A 24,787-nucleotide genomic window follows, 5' to 3' on the forward strand; every position below is an offset into this window, starting at 1 on the left:
TGGCGAACAACAACGAGGAGAGCAATGACCGTCGCACCTTCCCCCGCAAGCGAGTTACCCGTCGTAGTCATCGGAGCCGGCCCCATCGGGCTCGCTGCTGCCGCCAACCTGGTAACCCGCGGTATCCGCACCGTTGTACTCGAAGCCGGCGCTCACGCCGGGGCCGCGATCAACGACTGGGGACACGTCTCCCTCTTCTCCCCCTGGCGCTACAGCGTCGACCCCATAAGCCGCGAACTGCTCGAACGCACAGGCTGGACCTCCCCCGACGCCGAAACGCTCCCGACCGGCGGCGACCTTGTGCACGACTATCTGCGGCCACTGGCAGCAACCGCCGAACTGGCTCCCGTGATCCACTACAACAGTCGAGTGATCGGGATGTCGCGCCAAGGCATCGACTCCACCAAGACGATTGGCCGCGAGCGCCACCCGCTCCTGGTTCGCGTCGACTCCCTCGACGGCGTGTACGACATCCTCGCCTCGGCCATCATCGACGCTTCAGGAACGTGGGGTCACAACAACCCCATCGGCGCCTCGGGGCTCCCCGCGACCGGCGAAACCGACAGCACCGCCTGGCTTACTGGCCCGCTCCCTGACGTTCTCGGCACCGATCGTGCTCGGTTCGCCGGCAAGCACACCCTCGTAATCGGTATGGGTCACTCGGCCGCCAACACGCTGCTCGCTCTTGCCGCGTTGCGCGACAACGAACCGAGCACCGAAATCACGTGGGCGATTCGTGGTCGTTCCGCTCGCCGCCTGTACGGCGGTGGCTCCTCCGACGAACTGCCGGGTCGCGGTGCGCTCGGAACCCGCCTCAAGGCCGCTGTGGAGTCGGGAGCCATCACGCTGCTCACCGATTTCACCGTCACCGAACTTGCAGCTCAGCCCGATGGTCGACTTCGCGCAATCAGCAGCAACTCCGACGGGGAACAAGCCGTGACCGTGGATGCCCTGGCCGCCGCCACTGGCTTCCGCCCCGACCTTGGCATCCTTCGTGAATTGCACCTCAGCTTCGACCCCGTGCTTGAGGCTCCGGCAGCTCTCGCACCGCTCATCGATCCGAACGTGCACAGCTGTGGCACCGTCGAACCCCACGGAGCTCGCGTGCTTTCACATCCCGAGAAGAACGTCTACGTGGTCGGCATGAAGAGTTACGGCCGCGCCCCTACCTTCCTGATGGCTACAGGCTACGAACAAGTGCGCTCCGTAGTCGCCGCGATCGCGGGCGACACGGCAAGCGCTGAGCGTGTCAACCTCATGCTCCCGGAAACTGGCGTGTGCTGCACGACTGGTGGCGGCTGTTAAGTCTGGTGAACGCTAACCTCCTCGTGGGCTCACTAATGCACCGCGCTAATCGTCGATGACGATCCCTAAATTACGAGCGAAGAGAGGGGCGAGTTCGACAAGTTGGTGGGAATTGAGCGTCGCACCTGTGAGGTGCTCGACTCCGCCAAGCTGCCGCAACTCGACTCCACGAAGATCGAAATTCGTGAGCGTGGAGCGAGTGAGGTCAAGGTTGTTGATCTGAGTGTTCTTGAATGACACCCGGTTCGCGGTTGCCGCCCCCAGGTCGAGTTCGTCAATGAGGCAGTCGCTGAAGAGCACATCTTCAAGATGCGCCCCACGAAGATTGAGATACCCGATGCGACAGTGCGTGAAACGCACAGAGCTCCAACTCGTTTCGTAAAACTCGGCAGACCCGAAGCGCGAACCTTCGAAACTGACGTCGCGAAGGTTGGTGCGCGGAGCGGTAAAAATGGGGGCGTTGAGTTTCTCAAAACGAGTATCGACGAAACTTGCCGAACGAAAAACGACCGCGTTGGCCTCGAGTTCAACAAACTCACTTTCATTAAAAGAGATTCCCGAGAAATCACGTTCACGGATATCCACCGCATCGAAACGCTGACCGCTGTAACTTTCGTGCGCTTGCAGAGAATCCGCGTTGCCGTTCGAAAGATTTGTGAGCGTGAGTTCGTCGAACCGAGGAGCAGCGGTGAGAGATTTCTTTGCCATGAACGGTGCTCTTTCTGATCTTCCTCGCGAGCGAGAGGATGCGGACGCATCGCCAAAACGCCAGTGAACAATTCACGGTACCCGACCCCACTGACCGCGCACACCACTACTCTGTCGCTATGACTTCACCCGCTTCCGCCGCTGACCGAGTCGCACACTTTTCGAGCAAACTCGAGTTCGAAACTGATCCCTCCGATGTGCACGCGGCCATTCACGACGATGCGTCATTTGTTCTCGTGGATACGCGCGGCAACGTCGCCTGGAGTCAAGGTCGCGCCGTCAGCGCCATCCACCTACCCACCCGCGAGATCGCGGACCGCGCTACGGCAGAGATCCCTGTCGGCACTCCCGTTGTTGTGTACTGCTGGGGTCCCGGTTGCAACGGCGGTGCGAAAGCCGCTCTCGAGTTTGCGAAGCTCGGCTACGACGTGCGTGAGATGATTGGCGGATTCGAATACTGGGTGCGCGAAGGCTTCCCCGTCGTTGACGACCACGGTCGAATCGTGCGCGAACCCGACGTGCTCACCGCTCCTGCAGCCGGGCCCAGCTGCGACTGCTAGCGGGCGAGCCTAGTGCGCGTCGCTCGAGTGGGACTCCAAGAATTCGTAGAGCTCACGGTCGTCGACCCCGGGGAAGGTTCCCGAGGGCAGCGGCGACAGAATGTGCGCGTGCAGTTTGGCGCTTGACCAGGCGTTGCCCGCCCAGCGATCGCGCAACTCGTCTTCTGGCTTGCGGCAGCAGGTCTCATCGGGGCAGCTCGATGACCGTCGGTTGTCGGTCGCGCGCCCGCGGAACCATTTCGAATGCGAGAACGGTACTCCGATGGTGATGGAGAACTCTTCGGCATCCGTGGTTCCGGTCTGGGTAGATTCGAAGAAGCTGCCTTCGGGAGTATCGGTGTATTGGTAGAACTCGGTGGTGCGGTTCGTGCGGGTGAAGGCTGTGCGGGCGCTCCAATTGCGGCACACGAACTGGCCTTCCGCTGAGCCTGTGACGTCTACCGGCAACCGCAAGCCGTCATTCTCGTAAGCCTTGTACACCGCTCCGTCGTCGCCGACGCGGAGAAAGTGTGTTTCGAGATCGAGGTGCGAGGTCGCCAAATTGGTGAAACGCAATGCTGCGGCCTCGTGGGTAACGCCGAAAGCATCCCGAAAGTCTTCGACCGCAATGTTGCGTTCTGCTTTTGCCTCGCTCAGAAACTCGACGGAATGCTTCAGCGGCATCAGCACGGCGGCAGCAAAGTAGTTGATCTCTAGTCGCTGATGCAAGAATTCGGCGTAACTTGTCGGTTCGGTGTGACCCAGCACTCGATGGGCCATTGCTTGGAGGGCCATCGACCGCAATCCGTGGCCGCCGGGGATGGAGGCAGGAGGCAGGTAGATGCGTCCGTGTTTGAGATCGGTCACCGAGCGTGCAGAGTGCGGAAGGTCGTGAACGTGCACGAGCTCGAATCCCAAAGATTCGGCCATCAAACTTACCGAACGATGGGTGAGAGCCCCGCTGGTGTGGTTACCGGCGGCTGTGAGCTTTTCCGCTTCCCGCTCAAGGTCGGGCAGGTAGTTGTCGAGGGTGCGCATGTGCTGGCGCAGCTCCGTGTTGGCCCGTCGCGCCTCCTCGGGGGTGGCGATCGCTTGGCGTGACCGCGTTGAGAGTTCATGATGAAGCCCGACGATCGCTTCGAGCGTTTCATCCGGGATGCCCTTCGATGGGCGAATTTTCGGCAGCCCTAGCGAGGCGTAGATCGTGCTGCGCTGCACCCGATCCAGTTCGATCTCTAGAGCAGCGCGCTTTGTTGGCGGCGCCTCATCCAGCAGATCAGCCAATTGGATGTCCGTGGCGGAGGCGATTGCCGAAAGCAGTGTCAGTCGTGGCTCGCGTCGCCCATTCTCCATAAGGGAGAGCTGGCTACCGGCAACACCTACCCGATCCCCGAGTTGGTCGAGGGTGAATCCGGCGGTCGTTCGGAAGTGGCGGATGCGTTGGCCCAAAGTCACAAGATCATTCACAGGTTCACTATAACTAAAGAACTGCGATTCTTTTCAATCGAATCCGCTGCAACACTCAGAAAAGGGGTTCATGATCGAACAAGAACAGTTTTTTCAGCACCATCAGCCTGTAGCGGAAGGTAGAAATGAGCATCGCCGAGATGACAAAGACCCACTTCTCCGCACCCGACGGAACAGACCCCAGTGTCGTTGCCTGGGTGGAAGAGATCGCCACCCTTACCCAGCCTGACGAAATCGTCTGGTGCACCGGCAGCGCCGAAGAAGCCGACCAGCTCGCCGACCAGATGGTCGAAGCCGGAACGCTGACACGCCTCAACGACGAGTACCGACCCCACAGCTTCCTCGCACGCAGCGACCCAAGCGATGTCGCCCGTGTCGAATCGCGCACCTTCATCTGCTCAGCTAAAGAAGAGGATGCTGGCCCGTCCAACCACTGGGCAGAACCCGCAGAAATGCGCACCACGCTCGATGGCCTCTTCCTCGGCAGCATGCGCGGTCGCCGGATGTTCGTCGTTCCGTTTTCCATGGGCCCGCTCGGTTCTCCCCTCGCCAAAATCGGTGTTCAGGTTACCGATTCCCCTTACGTCGTTATGAGCATGGGCATCATGACGCGAATGGGAACTGCTGTTCTCGAATCAATCGATGCTGGCACTGAATGGGTGCGCGCCATCCACTCTGTTGGTGCACCGCTCGCCGCGGGAGACACGGATGTTTCGTGGCCCTGCAACCAGACCAAGTACATCAGCCATTTCCCGGAGACCCGCGAAATCTGGTCGTTCGGTTCCGCCTACGGCGGCAACGCAATTCTCGCGAAGAAGTCGTTCGCGCTGCGCATCGCTTCGGTGATCGCTCGCGACGAAGGATGGCTCGCTGAGCACATGCTGCTCCTCAAGCTCACCAACCCGCGCGGTCGCGTTTTCCACGTCGCAGCGGCATTCCCTAGCGCGTGTGGCAAGACCAACCTCGCAATGCTCAAGCCGACGATTCCCGGCTGGAAAGCCGAAACTATTGGCGATGACATCGCGTGGCTCGGCAAGGGATCTGATGGCCGCCTGCGCGCCATCAATCCCGAAGCAGGCTTCTTTGGCGTAGCCCCTGGAACAGGAATCGCCACCAACGAGACCGCGATGGACACCATCTGGGGCAACACCGTCTTCACCAACGTCGCTCTGAAAGATAACGGCGACGTGTGGTGGGAAGGCATGACCGATGAGGCGCCTGAGCACCTGATCGACTGGCAGGGTAACGACTGGACGCCTGAATCGGGCACCCCGTCGTCGCACCCGAACTCACGTTTTACTGTGGCAGCAGCACAATGTCCCACCATCGCAGATGAGTGGGAATCGCCACAGGGCGTCGTAATTGACGCCATAATCTTCGGCGGTCGCCGCGCGACCAACGTGCCGCTAGTGGTGGAGGCACGAGATTGGGAGCATGGTGTCTACCTGGGCGCCACGATCTCATCTGAGCGGACGGCGGCTGCCGAAGGCACCATTGGCGAACTGCGGAGAGATCCGTTCGCCATGATGCCCTTCTGTGGATACAACATGGCTGATCACTGGGCGCACTGGCTCTCAGTCGGCCAGAATCTTCGCACGTCGGGCACTGTGCCGCGCATCTTCCAGGTCAACTGGTTCCGCAAATCAGCGGATGGCTCGTTCCTCTGGCCAGGCTTCGGCGAGAACTCTCGCGTACTCGAGTGGATTCTTGAGCGTGTTGATGGTCAGGTCGCTGCACGCGAAAGCGCCCTGGGCTTACTCCCCCGCGACGGTGACCTCAACATCGATGGTCTCGACTTGAGCGACGAGACCATGGAACAGCTGTTTGCGATCGACACTGACTCGTGGCTTGCCGAAGCGGCATCCACTGAAGAGTTCTTTGCCACCTTCGATGGTCGTGTTCCTGCCGCGGTAACGCGCCAGCTCGAACAGCTAAAAACGCGCCTTCAGAACTAACCAACGAAACCGCCTCGCCGTTCGTCTTTACTAGTGTGACCACAATTGCACTAACTATTGGCCATTCCTCGGCCACAATAGAGACGACGGCGAGGAGGGGCTCAGTGACTGAGACCGAGAACACCCCTGCCCGCTGGGAAGACGTGGTCACGCAACTCGTCGAAGAGCGCGGCGAGGCACTGACGCGTTACGCGTACCTGATCTCAGGTAACCGCGACGACGCCTCCGATCTGGTGCATGATGCGCTCGTCAAGACTTTCGGACGTTTACGCAACGGCTTCACCATCTCAAGCGCAGAGGCCTATGTGCGCCGGGCAATTCTGAATACCTATCTCGACCGCGGTCGCCGCATCAGTCGCTGGCGCAAAATCGCTCACCTCACGGTCGAACCAGACATCCACGAATCAGCGGATGCCGAGACCGAGACCCGAATCGATCTGCAATCGCAGTTGATGAAGCTGCGACCTCGCGAACGTGCCTGCCTCGTACTGCGTTACTACGAAGACCTCAAGGTGGATGACATCGCCGAGACACTGCAGATCAGCTCCGGAGCGGTTAAGCGCTATTTGAGCGATGCGCTCGCCCGCATGGCTGTCGGCCTCGATCGCACGGAAGCACAGTCTCGGGGAGGCGACCATGGTTGATGAGTCCGAACTTCGCACGCGATTTGCCGACGGCGCAACGCCAGCGATCACCATCGATACTGATGCGATTATTTCGCGCAGTCGATCACGGCGCCGCCCACGCCAGCTCGCTATCGGCGCGGTAGGGCTGCTCGCCGCGGCCTCCCTAGTTTTCGCGGGCGTCAGCACATTCCCTCGCACCGATCTCACTTCTGCCGGAATAGTGGCAGATGAGGCGAGCACTCGCGCTGAAAGTGATACTGGCTTGGACGCGCCGGTTGACGACTCATACCTCGCACCGGCTAATCCCTCAGCAGCTGACACGTGCGGTGTACTCATCCCGAGCACTGCGGCGTCGCCGTACGGACTCGAACTCACACTTGATCTCCCCGGCCCCGTGCCAGCATCCGGTACAGCATTTGGCAGTGTGCGACTCACGAACGTCTCTGACGAACCCGTCGCCGGCACAACGGCGTCCGCTCCCGATGTCAATCTGATCAGCGATGGGGCCGCCATCTCCCACAGTCCCGACGCACAGATACTGTCTGTCATTCCGGTGAATCTTCAGCCAGGCCAGAGCATCGAATTCGCGGTGTCGATCAATATTTACGATTGCACCACTATTGATGCTGGCGGCATGCTCGAGCCTGGAATTTACACTACGAGCGCCTCGCTAGCTTTTGTGCCGACCGAGCCTGAGATCGGCGGGGCCGCCGAAGTGCGCAGCTCCCCGTCAACCATCGTCCTGCAATAACAGCGGGTCACTTCGCTAGACTCCGGGTGTCACTTTCGACGACAAAGGAGCACCGGTGAAGGCACGACTGGCCACAATCTTCGCGCTCGCGATGGGGCTCGCGCTGATAACCGCTAGCCCCGCCCTTGCCGAGGATCCGGTGCAACTCGATGGGCGGTACGTCGCCGATACCGTGGGAGTGCTCGACGGGGAAACAGCCCCTATCGAGGCGGCGCTCGATGGTCTCTACGAACGAGCCGGAGTCCAACTTTTCGTCGTGTACGTTAACGAGTTTACGAATCCGGCATCGCCCGTTGATTGGGCTGACGTGACGGCCGAAGTCAATGCTCTCGGTCCAGACGATCTACTGCTTGTCGTCGCCGTTGAGCAGCGCCAGTACGCGCTCTCGGTTGCTACCGATGCGTCAGTATCAGACGATCAGATCGATGCTGCCGAAAAGGCCATCGAGGCTGAACTGCGCTCGGACAACTGGGCAGAGGCCGCTGTTGCTGGCGCGGATGCGCTGGGGAGTTCCGCCGAGGCATCGAGCAGCGGAGTGCCCGTGCTCCCCATCGTCGGAGGCGCTGTCGTTATTGGCGTTGGCGCCTACGTGATCTATCGAGTGCGTCGCCGCGGTCGCACCCCGGCCGGGATGCAGCCCGTCGACGAGATTTCGCAAGAGGAACTTGATCGTCGCGCTGGCAGCGCGCTCGTCGAGATGGATGATGCCCTCAAGACAAGCGAGCAGGAACTCGGTTTCGCCATTGCGCAGTTCGGAAGTGCCGCGACCGCCGACTTTGAGGAGTCGTTGGCCGAGGCGAGCACGGCTGTTGCCGAGGCTTTTCGCGTGCGACAGAAACTCGATGACAGCGAACCAGAAACGGCCGAGCAGAAGCGCGCAATGACGAGTGAAATCATCGTCCTGTGTGAGCAGGCCGATGAGTTGTTAGCGGCCCAGGCTGAAGCCTTCGATCAGTTGCGGCAGCTTGAGACGAATGCTCCGGCTGCACTGTTGGAGACGTCGGCGCAGATCACTGCAGCGCACACGAGGCTGCCAGAGGTCGAGGGGGCGCTTGCCGCCTTGACCGCCCGCTACGCTCCGGCCGCTCTCGATTCCGTCGCGGAGAATAGCGAACGCGCACGCGTTCTACTGACGAGTGCCGTGCAATCCGCGACCTCGGCGAGCACTGCTATCGAAACGCAGAAGCTCAGCGAAGCGGCCGTTGCTGTGCGCACCGCGCAGGCCCAACTAGGGCAATCCATCCAACTGATGGATGCCGTGGATTCGCTCGCGACAGAGCTTCAGTCTGCCGAGGACAAGCTCGCTGCGGCGATCACTGACACCACTGGTGACATTGCCGCGGCCCGAGCGCTCCCGCGCGACGACACCGCTGCGGCGTTGCAACCCCACATCGTTGCCGCCGAGGCCGCTCTCGCTGCCGCGAAGTCGAACTCGAGCGACCCTGTCGCCAGTCTGAGCAACCTCGGGGAAGCAAATGCTGCCCTCGAGAGGGTCTTCGTTGGCGTGCGCGATCAGCAGGCGGCAGTCGCGCAAGCGGCAACCCAGTTGAGCGCTGCGCTGGCCGGGGCGCAGTCCCGGATAGTGACGACGGCGCAGTTCATCACGACTCGTCGAGGCGGTGTTGGCGCAGAGGCGCGAACCAGAGTCTCCGAAGCTGATCGACAGGTCAAACAAGCTCTGGCATTACAGGCTTCCGATCCGGTCACCGCTCTGACTCACGCCCGGCAAGCAGACCAGCTCGCTGCTAGCGCCTACCAGCTTGCACAACGCGATGTCTCGCAGTTCTCGACTAGCAGCGGCGGCTCAGGCGTTTCCGGTTCAGGCACCTCAGGCAGTGACCTTCTCGGCGGTCTCATCGGAGGCCTCATCGGGGGAAGCTTAGGATCGCGATCTTCACGGTCAGGCCAAAGCCCATCGTGGGGCAGCGGTTCCTGGAGTGGCGGGTCTCGCTCCAGCAGTTCCCGCTCGGGCAGCAGGCGCAGTTCTGGCAGTCGAAGTTCTCGCAGAAGTTCTGGCCGCGGTAGTGGCGGTCGCAGTCGCGGCGGTAGATTCTAGGTACGGTTTGCTCGAGAAAATTCACGAAAGGCATGTCGCATGGCTAAGCAGTCGATACTCGGACGTATTTCACAACTCCTGAAGGCGAATATCAATTCTCTTCTCGATCAGGCTGAGGACCCGCAGTTGATGCTCGACCAGCTCGTTCGCGACTACACGAATTCCATTGCGGATGCGGAGAGCGCTGTTGCTCAGACCATCGGCAATTTGCGGCTCATGGAACAAGACCACTTGGAAGACCGCAACGCCGCCTCTGACTGGGGTCGCAAGGCCTTGGCCGCCAGCAACAAAGCTGACGAACTGCGCGCTGGTGGTAACGCTGCTGACGCGGACAAATTCGACAACCTCGCGAAGATTGCGATCGGGCGTCAGGTCTCCTCCGAAAACGAAGCCCGCGCCGCCGCACCGACTATTGCGTCGCAAACTCAGGTTGTCGACCAGCTCAAAAACGGCCTCGACGGCATGCGCGCCAAGTTGGACGAGCTGACGTCGAAGCGAGACGAGCTTGTTGCTCGCGCCAAGACCGTCGAAGCACAGTCACAGGTGCACGATGCGCTGAAGTCGATTGATCTTCTCGATCCCACGAGCGACCTCGGTCGTTTCGAAGACAAGATTCGGCGCGAAGAGGCCAAGGTTCTTGGACAACAGGAGTTGGCAGCATCCAGCCTTGACGCCCAATTCGAAGGTCTAGAAGATCTCGGCAAGCAGGGTGAAGTCGAGGCACGATTGGCAGCTCTCAAATCGGGCGGCACGAAAGCCGTGACCGCCGGCGAATGACACGCCACGCGAAACAACACGCATGACGATTAACTTTGTTGTCGTTCCCCAATGGCAAGGTTCGGGGTCATCTCGAGCGATGCAACTTGTCGACGGTGCGGAGTCGATTCGGGGAGATCTTCCCGCGGCGTCGACTCGCACCGTAGACATTCCGCTTGAGGCTGGCGATCATCAAGGTTCTGGGGTGCACCGCCTCAGTTCGTTGCTGCTGGTAAAAGAGCGAGCACTTCGGGCGTATGCCCTGGACCCCGCTGACGACGCTCCCATCTTTGTGACGATCGGTGGCGATTGCGGCGTAGAACTTGCGGCAATCGAGCACGCTGGTGCTCGCTCCCCCGCCGTAGTCTGGATTGACGCACACCCCGACCTGCACACTCCGGAGTCGAGCCCGTCTGGAGCCTTCACCGGAATGGTGCTGCGCACACTTCTCGGCGAGGGGCCTGCCGGGTTGGTGCCGGCGAATCCGGTAGCCGCTGATCACGTGATTTTGGCTGGTGTGCGCTCAGCAGATGATGAGGAAGACGCCTATATTCAGGATGCTGGCATCCGATCGATCGGCGTAATCGAGTTCTCTGCCGAGGCAATTCTCGAGGCAATTGCGGCAACCGGGGCAAGTTCGGTGTACCTGCACATTGATCTCGATGTGCTCGACCCGGCTGACTTCGCGGGGCTGGGGTCGCCAGTGCCGTTCGGGATTGCACCAGCATTGCTTGCCGAGACAATCCGCGCTGTGGTGGCGAAGTATCCTCTTGCCGGTGCCGGAATCACAGAATTCGCTCCGGCCTCCCACGCGAGAGCAGCCGATGATTTGCCCACCATCTTGCGGTTGATCGGCGCCATTACCTCTGCCCGCTAAGGCGCATCCTCGGCGGATGCGATCGGATGCTACTCCCGAGGCTCCTCAGCGACGGTGACCGATACTGAATAGTTGGCGCCGTCGACATCGCTGATCGTGACCTCGGCATCGAAATTCTCGACGAGCGTGAGATCGCTGAGAACGCATTCGAGCACTCGACCGTTCTTCAGCTCAATCGTGTCGCTTCCGCAGTCGAGTTCGGGAAGTTCTCCGGTTGACTCTTCGAGGGCGGCTGCTGCTGTTGACGCGATTGCGGTCGCGGAGACCTCGACGGGTGGTTCGCTCGAGCAGCCGGCAAGGAGGGTCGTCGAGATGACAGCGAGAGCGAGAATTGCGGAACGCAACACGGGATCCTCCGAAAAGTAGGTAAGGGTATGAGCTTATCGCCAGCATCCAGCGACACGTCAGCGCTTCGGTCGTAGTCTGGGAACATGACTGACTCGAACACCAGCCCCGCCAAAGTAACCGTGGAGCGAGACGGTCACGTCTTGCTGATCGGACTCAATCGCACGGACAAGCGCAACGCCGCCGACATGGAGATGTTGCAGCAGCTGGCGCTTGCCTATGGCGAGCTTGAGCGCGATCCCGAATTGTGGGCTGGCTTCGTCTTTGCTCACGGGGATCACTTCACCGGCGGCCTCGATCTCGCCGACATCGGACCTCGTATCGGCGCTGAGGGGCTCGATATGGTTCCGGAGGGCGGCATCAACCCGTGGCAGGTATCCGGCGAGAAGCTCTCTAAGCCTGTCGTGATTGCCGTGCAGGGCACGTGCCTCACCCTCGGGATCGAACTCATTCTGGCGAGCGACATTGTGGTCGCCGCAGACTCGACAGTGTTCGGGCAGGTCGAGGTGTCTCGCGGCATCCTCCCCTTTGGCGGCGCGACCATTCGATTCCCCCGCCAGGTCGGCTGGTCGAACGCGATGCGGTGGATTCTCACCGGTGACAGCTTCGATGCTGCTGAGGCGTACCGCATGGGGATGGTGCAAGAAGTCGTGCCCCACGGCGAGCAGTATGCCCGCGGGCTCGAGCTCGCTCAGCGCGTTGCCGCTCAGGCTCCACTCGCGGTTCAGGCCGCCCTGGCGAATGCCAACCTTGCTATCCGTGACGGTGATGCCGCGGCCGAAGCAGGGCTCCAACCCGCGCTTGTCGCTGTAGCTCAGAGCAAAGATGCCCGTATCGGCATGGAAGCTTTCATGACCCGCACGAGCGCGACCTTTATCGGAAAGTAGGATCACTCATGACCGAAAATAATTGGGATGTCATTGTCATCGGTGCCGGAGCAGTCGGCGAGAACATTGCCGACCGCGCTGTTCAAGGCGGGCTCAGCGTCGTGCTCATCGAGAGCGAACTCGTGGGCGGTGAGTGCTCCTATTGGGCCTGCATGCCCTCGAAAGCTCTCATCCGCAGCGGGCTCGCCCTTCGCGCTGTCGAAAAGCTTCCTGGCGCCGCCGAAGCCGTAACCGGTGGTATTGACGTCGAAGCGCTCCTCGCCCGCCGCAACAGCTTCACCAGCAATTGGGATGACGCGGGTCAAGTGAAGTGGGTGAAGAAAGCGGGAATCGGGCTTGAGCGCGGTCACGCTCGCCTCGACGGAGAGAAGAAGGTCACCGTCACTGCTGACGACGGAACTGTCACGACCCTCACGGCGAATCATGCCGTCGTCGTAGCGACCGGCTCCGACCCGAAGCTTCCCAACATTCCCGGGCTGATCGACGCGAAGCCGTGGACCCCGCGTGAAGCGACAGCAGTGAAAGTTGTTCCCGAGTCATTCGCCATCATCGGCGGCGGTGTTGTTGGCGTCGAGATGGCGACCGCCTACCTCGACCTCGGTGCCAAAGTCACTCTGTTTGCGCGCAGCGGACTCCTTAACGGGCAAGAAGACTTCGCCGGCGAAATGGTGGCGAAGGCGCTCAAGGAGCGCGGCGTCACGATCGTCGCTGCCTCCCCCACGAGTGTGGAACGCACCGCTGATGGTGTCGTGATCACTACCGACGATGCCACCTTTACGGCATCCGAAGTTCTGATTGCGACGGGTCGCGCCGCCCGCACGAGCGACATCGGTGTCGAGACGGTCGGTCTGACCCCTGGAGACTGGCTCTCGGTCGATGACACGATGCTCGTGCACGACACCGACTGGCTCTACGCCGTCGGTGACGTCAACCACCGCGCGCTGCTCACTCATCAGGGCAAGTACCAAGCCCGCGCCGCCGGTGATGTGATTGCCGCCCGCGCGAACGGCAAACCTGTGGATGACGCCCCCTGGGGTGCGCATGTTGCGACGGCCGACCACGGTGCTGTTCCGCAAGTCACGTTTAGTGACCCCGAGGTCGCCTCGGTGGGAGTCATGTCTCACGATGCTGAGAAGCAGGGTACTGACGCGCAGATCGTTGACTACAACATCGGGTGGGTTGCCGGCGCGAGCCTGCAGGCTGATGGCTACGAAGGTCAGGCGCGACTCGTGATTGACCGCGAACGTCAGGTCATCATCGGTGCGACTTTTGTGGGTCAGGATGTCGCGGAGCTGCTGCACTCGGCCACCATCGCTATCGTCGGCGAGGTTCCCATCGCGCGGCTCTGGCACGCGGTCCCCTCGTACCCCACGATCAGTGAAGTGTGGCTACGACTGCTCGAAACCATCGGGCGTCCGTGAGCCGAGCACTAACGCTGGGCACGCGGCTCGGGCACGCTCTGGCGCGCGCCGAACACAGTCCGCGTGCTCAGCGAGTGCTGCTGCACCCCGTCGTCACGCGACCTGGCTATTGGTTTGCTACGGCATCCGGGCTGCTCTGGGGTGGCGTGCTGAGCGGTTTGCGAGTGCGTTCTCAGGGCGGCGTTATCGTTGCCGAGCACGTGCCTCGCTGGGCCTTCGGTCGCGGCGGAACCACGATTGGTGCCGTGTATCTGACCTGCGACAACGCGAGCGACAACGTGCTCGCGCATGAGGCTGTGCACCGCGAGCAGTGGCGCAAGTACGGGCTGTGGTTTATTCCGCTGTATCTGCTGGCCGGACAAAACCCGCTGACGAACCGCTTTGAGGTTGAGGCGGGGCTGGAGTTGGGTGGCTATGTGCGCGCGAAATCAACGCGTGCGCCAAAAAGCACGACGAAGAATTAGCAGGCGGATGCTGGGTTCGAACTAGTTCGAGCTGAGCAGGCGTGCGGGGCCCTGATGGGCAACCCACGCATAAACCGTGCTCTCGCCAAACGCGCTGACGGGCAGCATTTCGCTGAGCCACGCATCGACCGAGCGGGCAACGCTTTGGCCGCGCTCGCGCAATAGCCAGCACACGCTGAAACGACCGGGAGCCGATAGCGGCTGGATGTCGTCAGCCGAGTCGACCTCGATGAAGACTTGGCCGCGTGAACGGGCCGGCAATGTCGCAAGAATCATCGAGATGGCGTCGATCGAGGTCTCGTCTCCCGCGAGCAGCACGCGGTCAGCCGACTGGGGATTCCAGGCGATCTGCGGAGTGAAGAGTTCGGGAAACATTGATCCCAGTATAGGCATGCCTTACCTAAATAAAGAAGCACTCTCGGCGGACTCCAAGCCAGAATTTTAGGCACACGCGAGCACCGGACCACGGCTGGCAGAGTGCTCCCCGCTAAGCCCCAAACGCCGCCGGATGCCGCGAGCCCCACTGGAAGCGCCGCTCGAGCTGCGCACCGATCGCGAGCAACACATCCTCGCGACCGGGGCTGCCAATGAGCTGCACGCCCATCGGCAGCCCTTCCGCGGTTTCGTGCACGGGAAGGCTGATCGCGGGCAGGCCGGAGACGTTGACGAAGCTCGTCCACGGTGTGTACTGCACTTGCTTCGCAAAGTTCTCGAAGGCATCCTCGGCATGAAACCAACCGAGCGGGCGCGGGGTCATGGCCATCGCCGGTGTCAGCACGGCGTCGTAGGTCGAGAACTGGCGGATGACGCTGCGCTCGAACCGAGACAGCGTCGCGATGGCGACGCCTACGTCGCGCGCGCTCATCCGACGTCCGCTTTCGATGAGCCATTTCGTGAGGGGTTCCACGAGCTCGAGCTGTTCGCCGTCGAGCGGGATCCCGGCAGCTCCTGCTTGCCACAGCACCGTGAATGCTTCGGCGTATTCGGGTGAGGGGTCCAGCGCGAAGTCTTCGCTGCCGTGGCCGAGCTGGTCGAGCGTAGTGCGGGCGAGGGCGAGGGCATCCTGAGCTTCGGACGAGACGCTGATCTCGTAGGTGTCATCCCACGGCGAGGTTGTCATAACGCCGATGTTGAAGGCGCCCTCACCGCGGATCGCGGCGTTGAGGAAGGCGCCGCCATCCCACGTCGGTGGGCCGACCGAGAACGGCGAGGGGCCAGCGATGCCATCGAGGAGCAAGGCAGCATCCGCCACCGTGCGAGCCAGCGGCCCGGTCACCGGAAGCTGGCCGAGGCTGCCGAAACCGCTGCCGGAGGGCACTCGACCACGCGAAGGCTTGAGGCCGACGAGACCGGTCGCGGCGGCGGGGATGCGAATCGAGCCACCGCCGTCCGAGCCCGGCGCGAAAGGCAAGAGCCCCGCCGAAACGGCGACGGCCGCTCCCCCGCTGCTGCCGCCGGAGCCCAGCGAGGTGTCCCAGGGGTTCACGGCCGGAGCATCCGAGAGCGGCTCAGTGTAGGCGGGAAGGCCGAATTCGGGGGTCGCGGTCTTGCCGAGACTGATCGCGCCGGCAACATCAAGAACATCGGCAATCTCATCCGACACCTCGGGCACGAAGTCGGCAAAGGCGCGCGTTCCATAGGCGGTGCGCACTCCGGCGCGGGCCCACAAGTCCTTTTCGCCCGAGGGCAGCCCCCAGAGCGTGGCGGCGCGGGAGCCAGAGGCCTCCAGCTCGCCAGCACGTTGGCGCGCAGCATCCGGAGTCACGACCGTAAAGGCGCCCAGCTCAGGGTTCAGCCGTTCGATGCGGTCGAGGTAGCACTCCACGAGTTCGCTGGGCTTCACCTCGCCCGATCGCAAGAGGTGTAGCTGCTCAAGGGCGGTGAGGCGATGAAGTTCTGACACAGATTCAGCCTAAGGGGGGTTGACAACGACCCGCCATGCTGGTTGGTTAGTTACATCACCAACCAACCAACTAGCCGCTGCACTTCTCCACAGCACCGCTAGACCACCACCCGCACTCAGAAAGGAGGCTCAGATGGATGACTCTCGCCCCATTTTCGCGCAGGTCGCCGAGAACATTGAGAACGACATCATCTCCGGCGCACTGCCCGAAGAAGGCCAGGCCCCCTCGATCAACGAGTTCGCAGCCTTCTATCGCATCAACCCCGCGACCGCCCTCAAGGGCGTGAACGTTCTCGTCGATGCCGGAATTCTCTACAAGAAACGAGGAATCGGAATGTTCGTCGCCACCGGCGCTCAAGAACAACTCAAAGGTGCCCGCCGCGAGAACTTCAGCAGCGAGTACGTTCGCCCCCTCTTGGCCGAAGCAGAAAAGCTCGGCATCAACTCCACGCAACTTACCCAGATGATCGCCAAGGAGGCGAACAACTCATGACCTCCACCATCGAGGTAACCAACCTCAGCAAGCACTTCGGCAAAGTGAAAGCCGTCAACGACGTAAGCTTCACGGTCGCCGAGAACAAGATCTACGGCCTCCTCGGTCGCAATGGCGCTGGCAAGACCACCCTCATGCAGCTACTCACCGGTCAAGAGTTCGCGTCAAGCGGCACGATCTCGCTGTTCGGGCAGGCTCCCGTCGAGAATGCCAAGGTTCTGCAGAACACCTGCTTCATCAAAGAGAGCCAGCGCTACCCCGAAGACTTCCGCCCCAAGGATGTCTTCAAGACGGCGCCCTGGTTCTTCGCCAACTGGGATCAAGAATTTGCCGATCGCCTCATCGCAGACTTCCGGCTCCCGCTCAACCGTCGCATCAAGAAGCTCTCTCGCGGCCAGCTCTCCTCCATCGGCGTCATCGTCGGCCTCGCCTCGCGCGCTCCGCTCACCTTCTTCGATGAGCCCTACCTCGGGTTGGATGCCGTGGCTCGCCAAATCTTCTACGACCGCCTTCTTGAGGACTACGCCAACCACCCGCGCACCGTGATTCTCTCCACCCACCTCATTGACGAGGTCAGCAACCTGCTCGAACACGTTCTCGTGATCGATGACGGAATGATGCTGGTCAATGAGGATGCCGAAACTCTCCGCAACCGCGCCACCAACGTCGTCGGCATGAAAACCGCCGTCGACACGTTCATCGGTAGCCGCGAAGTGCTGCATCGTGATGGCATCGGCGGGCTTAGCTCCGTGACCGTCGCTGGACTCAGCGAGAGCGAGCGCCGCGATGCCCACGCCGCCGGGCTGGAATTGTCACCGGTGTCGTTGCAGCAGCTCATCATCCAACTCACCCGCACCGAAACCAAGGAATTCGAGGCCAGCGCATGACAACCACACCATCGGCTCTCGCCCATCCGGCAAGCCCCCTGAAACGCATCACGAATGTGGCCAAGCTGCACTTCGCTAACCCCTGGACAACTCTCGGTCTGCCGTGGATCATTCTCGGCGTGATCTTCGCGGGCTCTCTCACGATCTGGTGGCTGATTTACTCGGCGCTCTCCCCCGAGCAACGGGTAGGCGCACTCCAAGGCACCGAGTTTGGCGGATCCAGCTTCTTCATTTTCATCTACATGATGGTGGTGGCGATTCAAGCGATCAGCATTACGTTCCCCTTCGCGCTCGGCTACGGGGTTACGCGCCGCGACTACTATCTGGGCAGCGCGCTCGCCTTTGTGGTTCTCGCCGTGATCTACACCACGGGCCTCGCCATTCTGGCCGCGATCGAAAAGGCGACGAATGGGTGGGGCATGGGCGGAACCATGTTCGCACCGATCTACTTCGGTGGATCCGTGCCCGAACGCACGTTCGTGCAGTTCGTGCTGTTCCTGTTCTTCCTCTTCTTCGGATCGGCAATCGCCGCCGTGTGGGTGCGATGGAAAGCAACAGGCGTCACCGTGTTCTTCATCATTGTCGGGGCACTCCTCGTCGGCTTGATCGCGTTGGCGACCTTCACCGATTCGTGGTTTGCGGTCGGCGACACGTTCGTTGATCTCGGCGTGATTGGCGTCGCCAGCTGGAGCCTCGTGCTCACCGCCATCAGCGCTATCGCCGGATTCTTCCTCCTGCGAAGGGCAACTCCGAGAAACGCGGCGTAGCGCCTCATTCAGCACCGCACAAGCAATCCCCCCCGAAACACGGATGCCCGGCCCTACCCTCGCGGGAGGCCGGGCATCCGTTCGTTCGAGCTCGATTCGCGCGCTAGGCGTTCAGGCGCTTAGGCGGCTAGGCGCTTAGGCAGCTTGGCCGCTACGCGTCGATCGACTTCTGCATGAGGAAGGTGCCGATCCAGCGATCAAACTTGAAACCGACGCGTCTGAGGTGCCCGATGGATTCGAAACCCAATTTTGAGTGCAGGTGCACAGATGCTTCGGTGTCCTCATCCGAAATGACGGCAATAATTTCGCGGATGCCCACCTGCCTGCCGCGCTCAATAAGTTCGGTGAGCAGCGCACCGCCAACGCCGTGCCCGGTAGCAGCCGGCGAGAGATAGATCGAGCCCTCGGCCGTGTGCCGGTAGGCAGCTTTGGGGCGCCACGGGAACATCGCGGCATACCCGAGCACACGCTCGTTGTCGTCGACTGCGACGATGAACGGCAACCCCGACTCCTCAACGGCGGCGCGCTTGGCCGTCATGATCTCGGGAGTGACCTCGACAATGTCGAACGTGACAACCGTTGTGCTCACATAGTGGCCATAAATTTCGGCGAGCGCCATGTCATCGGCGGCGATGGCGTCTCTGAAGTGGTGTGCCATGGCTGCTCCCAAAGAGTGAAGTGGTGAAGTGGTGACATCGTGACGACTATCGAAGCTCCTATTTTATGGGTCGAGCCGCCAGTCAATTTTCCCAGAGCCCTGTTCAGCAAGGTGCGCATTGACGCCGCTGAACGGTCGGGAGCCAAAGAATCCCCGACGAGCTGAGAGCGGGCTGGGGTGCGCACTCATGATGATCGGGGTATCGCCAAGAAGTGGCGCGACGGATGCCGCATCCTTGCCCCACAGCACCGCAACGAGTGGTTGCGGCCGGTCCGCGAGCGCCCGGATCGCGTGAGCCGTGACCTCTTCCCAGCCGTGTCGGCGGTGGGAGCCAGCCTCCCCGGCCCGCACCGTCAGCACCCTGTTGAGGAGCAGCACCCCTTGGCGTTGCCACGCCCTCAGGTCAGGGTGCACGGCGGGCGGGATGCCGAGGTCGTCGTGCAGTTCCTTGTAAATGTTGGCGAGGCTTCGCGGTAGCGGTCGCACCGCCCGATCGGCCGAGAAAGCAAGCCCCACGGCGTGCCCGGGCGTCGGATACGGGTCTTGGCCGACGATGAGCACTCGCACGTCATCGAACGGTGTTGTGAACGCCCGCAGTACGGCATCCGGCTCGGGGAGCCAGTCGCGGCCGGCGGCGGTCTCAGCATCAAGAAATGCCTGAACAGCATCTAATTGTGCCCCTAACGGGTGTAGTGCGCGAGACCACCCAGGGTCGACACTGCTCAAGTCCATGTCACTACGCTAATGCGCGCCCTGTCTACCGATAGCATCCGTTCATGTCATTCCTGCGCGGAAAGTCCGGGGCCATCACGGTCGGTCTCATCGGCTACCTCTTCTTTGTTGAGCTCGTGAGCGGAATCATTCAGGGGTACTACATCCCCCTGATCCCCGACCTGGTCGAGCACTTGGGCATCCGCGATGCAGATTTCAACTGGTTTGAGGCCGCCCAGCTCTTGCTGAGCGCCATCGTCGTGCCGATTCTGGCGAAGCTCGGCGACATGCACGGCCACAAGCGCATTCTGCTGATCTCGACAGTTCTGACGGCCGGCGCCACCTGGTGGTTGGCCTTTACCGGGGACTTCACTAGCTTTCTGATCGCGTGGGCGCTGCAGGGGTTCTACGTCGTGTGGCTTCCCCTCGAAGTTGCGCTGATTTTTGACCGCGGTCGCGTCACCGGCATGGGCGCATCTCAAACTCGTCGGGCCGCAGGATTTCTTGTAGTAGCTCTCGAGGCTGGGGCCATCATGGGCGCCCTCGGTGGCGGCCGCATCTTCAAAGCTTTCGGCGAGAACGTGCAGCAGACCCTCATGATCCCCGCCATCGCCGTCACGATCGTCTTCTTTGTCATCCTGTTCGGCGTTCCCGAATCGAAACCGCTGCCCGGCCGCACCCTCGACTTCTGGGGCTTCGTGATTCTCACCATCGGTCTGCTGCTCATTACCTCGGGCCTTACGTTCCTGCGCATCAATGGGCCAGACGCGTGGTGGGTGTACCTCGTCATGCTTGCCGGTGTTGCGACCTTTATCCCCTGGGGCCGTTACGAGCTACGTCAGAAAGACCCCGCCATTGATCTTCGGATGCTGCGCGACCCCAGCATGTGGCCCATCCAACTCACGGCGGGGCTTGTCGGCATCAGCTTGCTCGGAGCACAGGCACCGCTCGCGACCTTCGCCGGCACCGATCCGATCAACGGCTACGGCCTCGGCATGGAATCGGACGAGATTTCGTACATCATCGGCGCCTATCTTGTTTCGATGATCGTGGGCGCGCTCCTCTTCCCGATTCTGTCGAAGTGGAAGAGTCCGCGCGTTGCGCTCATCGTGGCCACCTTCTTCGTCGCCACGGGCTACCTGATGTTCTTGCCGTTCCACGCCACCGTGCTGAGCGTGTTCCTCAACATGAGCATCGCGGGCCTTGGCTCAGGTGCGCTCGTGGGCGCGCTGCCTGCTGCCGCCGCCGCGGCTGCCCCGCGCGGCCAGACCGGCATCGCGACCGCTCTGACGAATACCACCAAGACCATTGGTGGCTCATTCGCCTCGGCGATCTTCGCCATCGTGCTTCTGGCCGGGGCGGCATCCGCCGTCACCGAAACCGCGTCAAGCCTGTTCGGCTACCTGACCGTCTTCACGATCTGTGGTGTTGGCGCGCTTGTCGCCGCCGCGCTGTTGTTCTTGGTGCCCAAGTTAGCCTTTGCCGACGTGGTGGATGAGATCGACGAGCTCGTGCCAACAGTAGGAGCAGACGGCGCTGCGACCGAGAGCGCCAAACCTGCGGCGGCCCCCGGAAAGAGCAACGACTAACGAACCTTCAGCTCGCCGCGGATCATTTTGAACGGTGCAGCCTGAGCAACCGGCTTAATCGTGACGAGGTCAAGGTTGACGAACGGCGGCAGCTCGAGAGCATGCACGATCGCCTCGGCAATGTCGTCGGCAACCAGCGGGTCGGGCACATTGTCATAGACGGTGTCGGCCTTGGCCGCATCGCCACCGAAACGAACGAGCGCGAACTCTTCTGTCTTCACCATGCCGGGAGCAACCTCGATCACTCGGATCGGCTCCCCCGCGAGCTCCAGCCGCAACACAGCGGTGAGCGCGTGCTGAGCGAACTTAGCGGCGTTATACCCGCTGCCACCCTCATAGGGCACCGAGGCCGCGATTGACGTAATCATGAGGATGCTCGCCGTGTCGCCCTCTACGATAGCTTCGCGCAACAGGGGCAAGAGCGCACTGGTAACGCGCTTGGTTCCCACGACGTTGACGTCGAACATCCGGATCCAGTCATCGGCGTCGCTGTCTTCCACGCTAGCGACACCAAGCGCGCCACCCGCATTGTTGACGAGGGCATGGATGGGGCCAAGCTCACGCAGGTAGGCGGCGAGCGCCTCGACGTCATCCTGTTTCGTCACGTCGGCAACGAACGTGTCAACCCCGGTGTCTGCCGCGAGCGCCGCGAGTCGTTCCTCGCGACGCGCAACAGCGACAACGCGCCAGCCGTTAGTAGCGAACCTCCGTGCGGTCGCCTCGCCAATGCCTGAGCTTGCTCCGGTAACTACTACTCGCTTGATTGCCATGTGTTAAAAGTAGCGGCATCCGGCAGCGGTCAGCCACCGGATGCCGCACTCCCGCTCTGCGGAAGCGCCTTAGCGTTCGTTCGCGACGAGGTATTCGGCTGAAGCCAGAATGGCGTCGGTAGAGGAAATGTAGGTGAAGCCCAAGTCACGCGGGGCAGCGGAACCTTCAACATCGAGGTTGCGCTGGATGGAGCCGGCGAGCGCCCGCACCGCGGGGTTGAAACGAGCAACAACGTTAACCAGCCAGTCGGGCAGCTGCCGGGTCGTGATCTTGCGCTCGGGATAGACGTTCTTGAGCACGGCGCTGGCTTCGGCAATCATCATCGCGCCCGCATTCGCCGGGTAGCGTTTGCCGATCGCCACCGCGCTGTCGATCGCTGCAACATGCATGCGGGCAACGTCGCGCACGTCCACGATCGGCAGGTTCGATTTAGGATACGCCGGGTCGACACCGCCAAGAAAGCGCTCAACATAGGCCAAGGAAGTTGCGTAGTGCTCATCCATCGGTGGCCCAAAGACCGCTCCTGGGTTGATCGTCGTGAGCTTCATTTCGGGGTGCTCGGCCACAAATTCCCACGCTGCCCGTTCTGCCAACGTCTTGGACGCTTCGTAAGCGGTCGTGTCGGGATGCTTCGGGTCTGTCCAGTTCGCCGGCGTCGAAACATCCATTCGCGGCTTGGCTGAATCTTTGTAGATTGCGGCACAACTGGAGGTGAGGATGACGCGATGCACCCCCGCGGCTTGGGCGGCGCTTAATGCCCGGCGCGTGCCTTCAACGGCGGGCCGGATGAGCTCTTGGGGGTCTTGTGGCTCATCGACGGGGAAGGGAGACGCGGTGTGGAGAAGCACATCCACCCCGACCATCGCCTCCGCCCAGCCCTCATCGGTGAGCAGATCGAGAGACACAAAGCTCAGATCGGCACCCAGGAATAATGCTTCTACCTGAGCCTGTCGCTTTTCTGAACGAACAGCCGCTTTGACGGAATAGTTTTGCTCCAGCAATTCGCGAACGATGTGTTTTGCAATGAAGCCTGATGCGCCGGTTACGAGCACGGTGGTCATAAGTTCTCCTGAATTAGTTTCTAGCGTGGGTGGCCTGCGAGGCTGGAAGGGTAATGCCGTTCCAGAGCACGGCGAAAGCTCGATCGCCCTGCTCTGGGGTGAGCGCGCTATCAACGGAAAGTTCGAGCTGACGGATGAATGTCTCCGCCAGGTACTCGTTAGGGAGATCGACAAAAAGGTTCGCGCGCGAGCACTCCGCGAGCAGGTTGTACAGCGCCCCGAAATGGGCGTCCGCGACCTGTTGCGCCTGAGGACTCACGAGGGCTGCTCCCTTGAGGAGCAGTTTCACTCGGTGATGTTCTGGGGAGCCCTTTGCCCACTCCAGCCACCGCCGCCATGCCGCAAAGAACTGCTCACGCGGCGCAGCGTCGTGGGCGAACTCTCCCAGCGCAGCGGCGAGTTCGTCGGTGAGTTGGAGGTACACCGCGTCGAGCAATATCTGCTTCGAGGAGAAGTAGTTGAAGAGGGTTCCGTTGGAGACGCCAGCGGCAGCAGCGACCTTTGCCGTGGAGATTCCGATACCATCTCGATCGAAGAGCAGAATGGCGGCATCGATAATCGCCTCTGGTTTGTGCCTCATGGTGTAATCGTAGGCATTCTAGAGTGACTAGTCAATCTAGTTTTGCTCCTGAGGCAAAAGCACACGAAGCTCACGGTCTCGCGCACTACACTCCAACGAATGACCGGAGCTTCTCTCACCGCAGCGGCGCCCGCCCGCTCCCCCAAAGTACGCCTGCCGCACTGGGACAACGCGCGCTTTCTTGCCGTCACTCTCGTAGTAATCGGTCACGGCATCCAACGGATGACCTACGACTCCAACAACGCCCTAGCGCTGTACCTCTTTATCTACGCGTTTCACATGCCAGCATTCGCCATCATCAGCGGGTACTTTTCTAAACCCGGGCCGCTGTCGGGCATCCAGATGCGCCGCGTTCTGACCGACATCCTGCTGCCGTACTTCATCATGGAAGCCATTTGGGCTCTCGTGAAGTTCTTCGCGGAAGGCGAAACGGACCTCAACCCGTCGAAACCCAGCTGGACGCTCTGGTTTCTGCTCGCGCTCGGGATATTCAAGCTCATCCTCCCCTATCTTTCCCAATTGAGATGGCCACTTTTGTGGGCCGTCATTGGCTCTGTCGGCGTCGGCTATTTTGACAACGTGGACAGCACATTCTCGCTCTCGCGCGCAATCGGCATCCTTCCTTTCTTCGTTCTCGGCTGGAAGCTGAACGAGTGGGGACTCATGGAGCGCTGGAAGGTAGCCGAACGTTCTGTCTGGCTATTTCGCGGACTCGCCGTCACAATCTTTGCGGGCTGGCTCGCCATAATTCTCGGCAATATCGAACTCTGGCGCACCATCGATCTGCGATTCTGGTTCTTCTACGACGACTCGTACAGCGGTCTTGGCGAAGACCAATGGTGGGCTGGCGGAGTGCGGCTCGGCCTCATCGTGCTTGCGGTGATTCTCAGCGCGGCCTTCTTCACTCTTGTGCCACGACGCCATACCTGGGTCACCGATGCCGGCAAAGCCACGATGTACGTCTACCTCCTGCACAGCTTTGCTTTGTATCCGCTGCGCGAAAGCGGCATATTGCTCGACGAACGTTCGTCAGCGATGTGGCTTCTCAGCATGGTGCTCGGATCAATAGCGCTCTCGCTGGTGCTGGCCAGCCCCCTGATCAAGCGGCTTTTCCACTACATCATTGAGCCGAAGCCTCAGTGGTTCTTTGCGCCACAACCCGACGACGAGGTTAAACGCACGCCACCGCGTTGAGTTACGACATGTTTCC

At 61.4% G+C, this 24,787-nt stretch carries 26 protein-coding genes; 16 read left to right on the forward strand and 10 right to left on the reverse strand.

The window, feature by feature from the left end:
- Positions 1-24 precede the first annotated feature (24 nt).
- Complete coding sequence (locus FFT87_RS11865) at positions 25-1,305, forward strand: NAD(P)-binding domain-containing protein (protein WP_219948914.1); 1,281 nt, start codon at positions 25-27, stop codon at positions 1,303-1,305.
- Between the two features lie 45 nt (positions 1,306-1,350).
- On the opposite strand, the gene FFT87_RS11870 is transcribed toward FFT87_RS11865, so the two are convergent.
- Positions 1,351-2,013: a pentapeptide repeat-containing protein gene (locus FFT87_RS11870; RefSeq protein ID WP_219948915.1), complete on the reverse strand. Its 663-nt coding sequence runs from the start codon at positions 2,011-2,013 to the stop codon at positions 1,351-1,353.
- A gap of 119 nt (positions 2,014-2,132) precedes the next feature.
- Here FFT87_RS11870 and FFT87_RS11875 point away from each other — a divergent pair, with 119 nt between their 5' ends.
- Positions 2,133-2,573 carry a rhodanese-like domain-containing protein gene (locus FFT87_RS11875; protein ID WP_219948916.1) on the forward strand — a complete coding sequence of 147 codons (441 nt, stop codon included), beginning with the start codon at positions 2,133-2,135 and terminating at the stop codon, positions 2,571-2,573.
- Positions 2,574-2,582: 9 nt separating this feature from the next.
- Here FFT87_RS11875 and FFT87_RS11880 read toward each other — a convergent pair whose 3' ends face one another.
- Positions 2,583-4,019 carry a helix-turn-helix transcriptional regulator gene (locus FFT87_RS11880; RefSeq protein WP_219948917.1) on the reverse strand — a complete coding sequence of 479 codons (1,437 nt, stop codon included), beginning with the start codon at positions 4,017-4,019 and terminating at the stop codon, positions 2,583-2,585.
- 125 nt (positions 4,020-4,144) lie between these two features.
- On the opposite strand from FFT87_RS11880, the gene FFT87_RS11885 reads away from it, so the two are divergent.
- From FFT87_RS11885 to FFT87_RS11910, 6 genes are all read left to right on the forward strand, one after another.
- The gene (locus FFT87_RS11885; RefSeq protein WP_219948918.1) at positions 4,145-5,974 is read left to right on the forward strand and encodes a phosphoenolpyruvate carboxykinase (GTP); all 1,830 of its coding nucleotides are present in this window, start codon (positions 4,145-4,147) and stop codon (positions 5,972-5,974) included.
- A gap of 104 nt (positions 5,975-6,078) precedes the next feature.
- Entirely contained in the window at positions 6,079-6,618 is a 540-nt protein-coding gene (locus tag FFT87_RS11890) for a sigma-70 family RNA polymerase sigma factor (RefSeq protein WP_219948919.1), read from the forward strand.
- Positions 6,611-7,351 carry a hypothetical protein gene (locus FFT87_RS11895; RefSeq protein WP_219948920.1) on the forward strand — a complete coding sequence of 247 codons (741 nt, stop codon included), beginning with the start codon at positions 6,611-6,613 and terminating at the stop codon, positions 7,349-7,351. The genes FFT87_RS11890 and FFT87_RS11895 overlap by 8 nt, the downstream gene beginning before the upstream one ends.
- Before the next feature lie 55 nt (positions 7,352-7,406).
- Positions 7,407-9,407, forward strand: coding sequence for a TPM domain-containing protein (locus FFT87_RS11900; RefSeq protein ID WP_219948921.1), 2,001 nt, complete (start codon positions 7,407-7,409; stop codon positions 9,405-9,407).
- Positions 9,408-9,446: 39 nt separating this feature from the next.
- Complete coding sequence (locus tag FFT87_RS11905; RefSeq protein ID WP_219948922.1) at positions 9,447-10,184, forward strand: PspA/IM30 family protein; 738 nt, start codon at positions 9,447-9,449, stop codon at positions 10,182-10,184.
- Between the two features lie 22 nt (positions 10,185-10,206).
- Positions 10,207-11,040: an arginase family protein gene (locus tag FFT87_RS11910; RefSeq protein WP_219948923.1), complete on the forward strand. Its 834-nt coding sequence runs from the start codon at positions 10,207-10,209 to the stop codon at positions 11,038-11,040.
- 29 nt (positions 11,041-11,069) lie between these two features.
- Here FFT87_RS11910 and FFT87_RS11915 read toward each other — a convergent pair whose 3' ends face one another.
- Entirely contained in the window at positions 11,070-11,387 is a 318-nt protein-coding gene (locus FFT87_RS11915) for a DUF4333 domain-containing protein (protein WP_219948924.1), read from the reverse strand.
- Between the two features lie 84 nt (positions 11,388-11,471).
- Between FFT87_RS11915 and FFT87_RS11920 the strand changes: the two genes are divergently transcribed.
- The 3 genes from FFT87_RS11920 to FFT87_RS11930 are packed head-to-tail and all read left to right on the forward strand — an operon-like array spanning position 11,472 to position 14,157.
- Entirely contained in the window at positions 11,472-12,272 is an 801-nt protein-coding gene (locus tag FFT87_RS11920) for a crotonase/enoyl-CoA hydratase family protein (RefSeq protein ID WP_219948925.1), read from the forward strand.
- An 8-nt stretch (positions 12,273-12,280) separates the two neighbouring features.
- A complete protein-coding gene (locus FFT87_RS11925) occupies positions 12,281-13,693 on the forward strand; it encodes an NAD(P)/FAD-dependent oxidoreductase (protein ID WP_219948926.1) in 1,413 nt (470 codons plus the stop codon).
- On the forward strand, positions 13,690-14,157 hold the full coding sequence (locus FFT87_RS11930; RefSeq protein WP_255559916.1) for a hypothetical protein: 468 nt from the start codon (positions 13,690-13,692) through the stop codon (positions 14,155-14,157). Before FFT87_RS11925 ends, FFT87_RS11930 begins: the two co-directional genes overlap by 4 nt.
- A 21-nt stretch (positions 14,158-14,178) precedes the next feature.
- Here FFT87_RS11930 and FFT87_RS11935 read toward each other — a convergent pair whose 3' ends face one another.
- Together FFT87_RS11935 and FFT87_RS11940 are read right to left on the reverse strand one after the other, a co-directional pair.
- Positions 14,179-14,532: a siderophore-interacting protein gene (locus tag FFT87_RS11935; RefSeq protein WP_010205043.1), complete on the reverse strand. Its 354-nt coding sequence runs from the start codon at positions 14,530-14,532 to the stop codon at positions 14,179-14,181.
- A 112-nt stretch (positions 14,533-14,644) separates the two neighbouring features.
- Positions 14,645-16,060 carry an amidase gene (locus tag FFT87_RS11940; protein ID WP_219948927.1) on the reverse strand — a complete coding sequence of 472 codons (1,416 nt, stop codon included), beginning with the start codon at positions 16,058-16,060 and terminating at the stop codon, positions 14,645-14,647.
- A 133-nt stretch (positions 16,061-16,193) separates the two neighbouring features.
- Here FFT87_RS11940 and FFT87_RS11945 point away from each other — a divergent pair, with 133 nt between their 5' ends.
- From FFT87_RS11945 to FFT87_RS11955, 3 genes are read left to right on the forward strand one after another with little or no spacing between them, the layout of a single operon-like run.
- Complete coding sequence (locus FFT87_RS11945; RefSeq protein ID WP_219948928.1) at positions 16,194-16,553, forward strand: GntR family transcriptional regulator; 360 nt, start codon at positions 16,194-16,196, stop codon at positions 16,551-16,553.
- Entirely contained in the window at positions 16,550-17,440 is an 891-nt protein-coding gene (locus tag FFT87_RS11950; RefSeq protein WP_219948929.1) for an ABC transporter ATP-binding protein, read from the forward strand. The genes FFT87_RS11945 and FFT87_RS11950 overlap by 4 nt, the downstream gene beginning before the upstream one ends.
- On the forward strand, positions 17,437-18,207 hold the full coding sequence (locus tag FFT87_RS11955) for an ABC transporter permease (protein ID WP_219948930.1): 771 nt from the start codon (positions 17,437-17,439) through the stop codon (positions 18,205-18,207). The genes FFT87_RS11950 and FFT87_RS11955 overlap by 4 nt, the downstream gene beginning before the upstream one ends.
- Before the next feature lie 151 nt (positions 18,208-18,358).
- On the opposite strand, the gene FFT87_RS11960 is transcribed toward FFT87_RS11955, so the two are convergent.
- Together FFT87_RS11960 and FFT87_RS11965 are read right to left on the reverse strand one after the other, a co-directional pair.
- Complete coding sequence (locus tag FFT87_RS11960; protein ID WP_219948931.1) at positions 18,359-18,865, reverse strand: GNAT family N-acetyltransferase; 507 nt, start codon at positions 18,863-18,865, stop codon at positions 18,359-18,361.
- Positions 18,866-18,928: 63 nt separating this feature from the next.
- Complete coding sequence (locus FFT87_RS11965) at positions 18,929-19,597, reverse strand: uracil-DNA glycosylase (protein ID WP_219948932.1); 669 nt, start codon at positions 19,595-19,597, stop codon at positions 18,929-18,931.
- Between the two features lie 44 nt (positions 19,598-19,641).
- On the opposite strand from FFT87_RS11965, the gene FFT87_RS11970 reads away from it, so the two are divergent.
- Positions 19,642-21,165 carry an MFS transporter gene (locus tag FFT87_RS11970; RefSeq protein WP_255559918.1) on the forward strand — a complete coding sequence of 508 codons (1,524 nt, stop codon included), beginning with the start codon at positions 19,642-19,644 and terminating at the stop codon, positions 21,163-21,165.
- Here the strand turns inward: FFT87_RS11970 and FFT87_RS11975 are convergent.
- From FFT87_RS11975 to FFT87_RS11985, 3 genes are all read right to left on the reverse strand, one after another.
- Positions 21,162-21,935, reverse strand: coding sequence for an SDR family oxidoreductase (locus FFT87_RS11975; protein ID WP_219948933.1), 774 nt, complete (start codon positions 21,933-21,935; stop codon positions 21,162-21,164). The genes FFT87_RS11970 and FFT87_RS11975 overlap by 4 nt on opposite strands.
- A 69-nt stretch (positions 21,936-22,004) precedes the next feature.
- A complete protein-coding gene (locus FFT87_RS11980; protein ID WP_219948934.1) occupies positions 22,005-22,997 on the reverse strand; it encodes an NAD-dependent epimerase/dehydratase family protein in 993 nt (330 codons plus the stop codon).
- 13 nt (positions 22,998-23,010) lie between these two features.
- Complete coding sequence (locus FFT87_RS11985) at positions 23,011-23,577, reverse strand: TetR/AcrR family transcriptional regulator (protein ID WP_219948935.1); 567 nt, start codon at positions 23,575-23,577, stop codon at positions 23,011-23,013.
- Between the two features lie 99 nt (positions 23,578-23,676).
- Between FFT87_RS11985 and FFT87_RS11990 the strand changes: the two genes are divergently transcribed.
- Entirely contained in the window at positions 23,677-24,771 is a 1,095-nt protein-coding gene (locus FFT87_RS11990; RefSeq protein ID WP_219948936.1) for an acyltransferase family protein, read from the forward strand.
- Positions 24,772-24,787 lie beyond the last annotated feature (16 nt).

Origin of the sequence: Salinibacterium sp. M195, from assembly GCF_019443965.1 — a bacterium.
GTDB lineage: Bacteria > Actinomycetota > Actinomycetes > Actinomycetales > Microbacteriaceae > Rhodoglobus.

Bases quoted from the DNA above. Each gene is read 5' to 3' on its own strand.
- FFT87_RS11990 (WP_219948936.1), top strand. From the start codon at position 23,677: ATGACCGGAGCTTCTCTCACCGCAGCGGCGCCCGCCCGCTCCCCCAAA.
- FFT87_RS11955 (WP_219948930.1), top strand. From the start codon at position 17,437: ATGACAACCACACCATCGGCTCTCGCCCATCCGGCAAGCCCCCTGAAA.
- FFT87_RS11905 (WP_219948922.1), top strand. From the start codon at position 9,447: ATGGCTAAGCAGTCGATACTCGGACGTATTTCACAACTCCTGAAGGCG.
- FFT87_RS11950 (WP_219948929.1), top strand. From the start codon at position 16,550: ATGACCTCCACCATCGAGGTAACCAACCTCAGCAAGCACTTCGGCAAA.
- FFT87_RS11975 (WP_219948933.1), bottom strand. From the start codon at position 21,935: ATGGCAATCAAGCGAGTAGTAGTTACCGGAGCAAGCTCAGGCATTGGC.
- FFT87_RS11935 (WP_010205043.1), bottom strand. From the start codon at position 14,532: ATGTTTCCCGAACTCTTCACTCCGCAGATCGCCTGGAATCCCCAGTCG.
- FFT87_RS11875 (WP_219948916.1), top strand. From the start codon at position 2,133: ATGACTTCACCCGCTTCCGCCGCTGACCGAGTCGCACACTTTTCGAGC.
- FFT87_RS11960 (WP_219948931.1), bottom strand. From the start codon at position 18,865: ATGGCACACCACTTCAGAGACGCCATCGCCGCCGATGACATGGCGCTC.
- FFT87_RS11980 (WP_219948934.1), bottom strand. From the start codon at position 22,997: ATGACCACCGTGCTCGTAACCGGCGCATCAGGCTTCATTGCAAAACAC.
- FFT87_RS11865 (WP_219948914.1), top strand. From the start codon at position 25: ATGACCGTCGCACCTTCCCCCGCAAGCGAGTTACCCGTCGTAGTCATC.
- FFT87_RS11885 (WP_219948918.1), top strand. From the start codon at position 4,145: ATGAGCATCGCCGAGATGACAAAGACCCACTTCTCCGCACCCGACGGA.
- FFT87_RS11910 (WP_219948923.1), top strand. From the start codon at position 10,207: ATGACGATTAACTTTGTTGTCGTTCCCCAATGGCAAGGTTCGGGGTCA.
- FFT87_RS11970 (WP_255559918.1), top strand. From the start codon at position 19,642: ATGTCATTCCTGCGCGGAAAGTCCGGGGCCATCACGGTCGGTCTCATC.
- FFT87_RS11965 (WP_219948932.1), bottom strand. From the start codon at position 19,597: ATGGACTTGAGCAGTGTCGACCCTGGGTGGTCTCGCGCACTACACCCG.
- FFT87_RS11925 (WP_219948926.1), top strand. From the start codon at position 12,281: ATGACCGAAAATAATTGGGATGTCATTGTCATCGGTGCCGGAGCAGTC.
- FFT87_RS11985 (WP_219948935.1), bottom strand. From the start codon at position 23,577: ATGAGGCACAAACCAGAGGCGATTATCGATGCCGCCATTCTGCTCTTC.
- FFT87_RS11920 (WP_219948925.1), top strand. From the start codon at position 11,472: ATGACTGACTCGAACACCAGCCCCGCCAAAGTAACCGTGGAGCGAGAC.
- FFT87_RS11945 (WP_219948928.1), top strand. From the start codon at position 16,194: ATGGATGACTCTCGCCCCATTTTCGCGCAGGTCGCCGAGAACATTGAG.
- FFT87_RS11870 (WP_219948915.1), bottom strand. From the start codon at position 2,013: ATGGCAAAGAAATCTCTCACCGCTGCTCCTCGGTTCGACGAACTCACG.
- FFT87_RS11895 (WP_219948920.1), top strand. From the start codon at position 6,611: ATGGTTGATGAGTCCGAACTTCGCACGCGATTTGCCGACGGCGCAACG.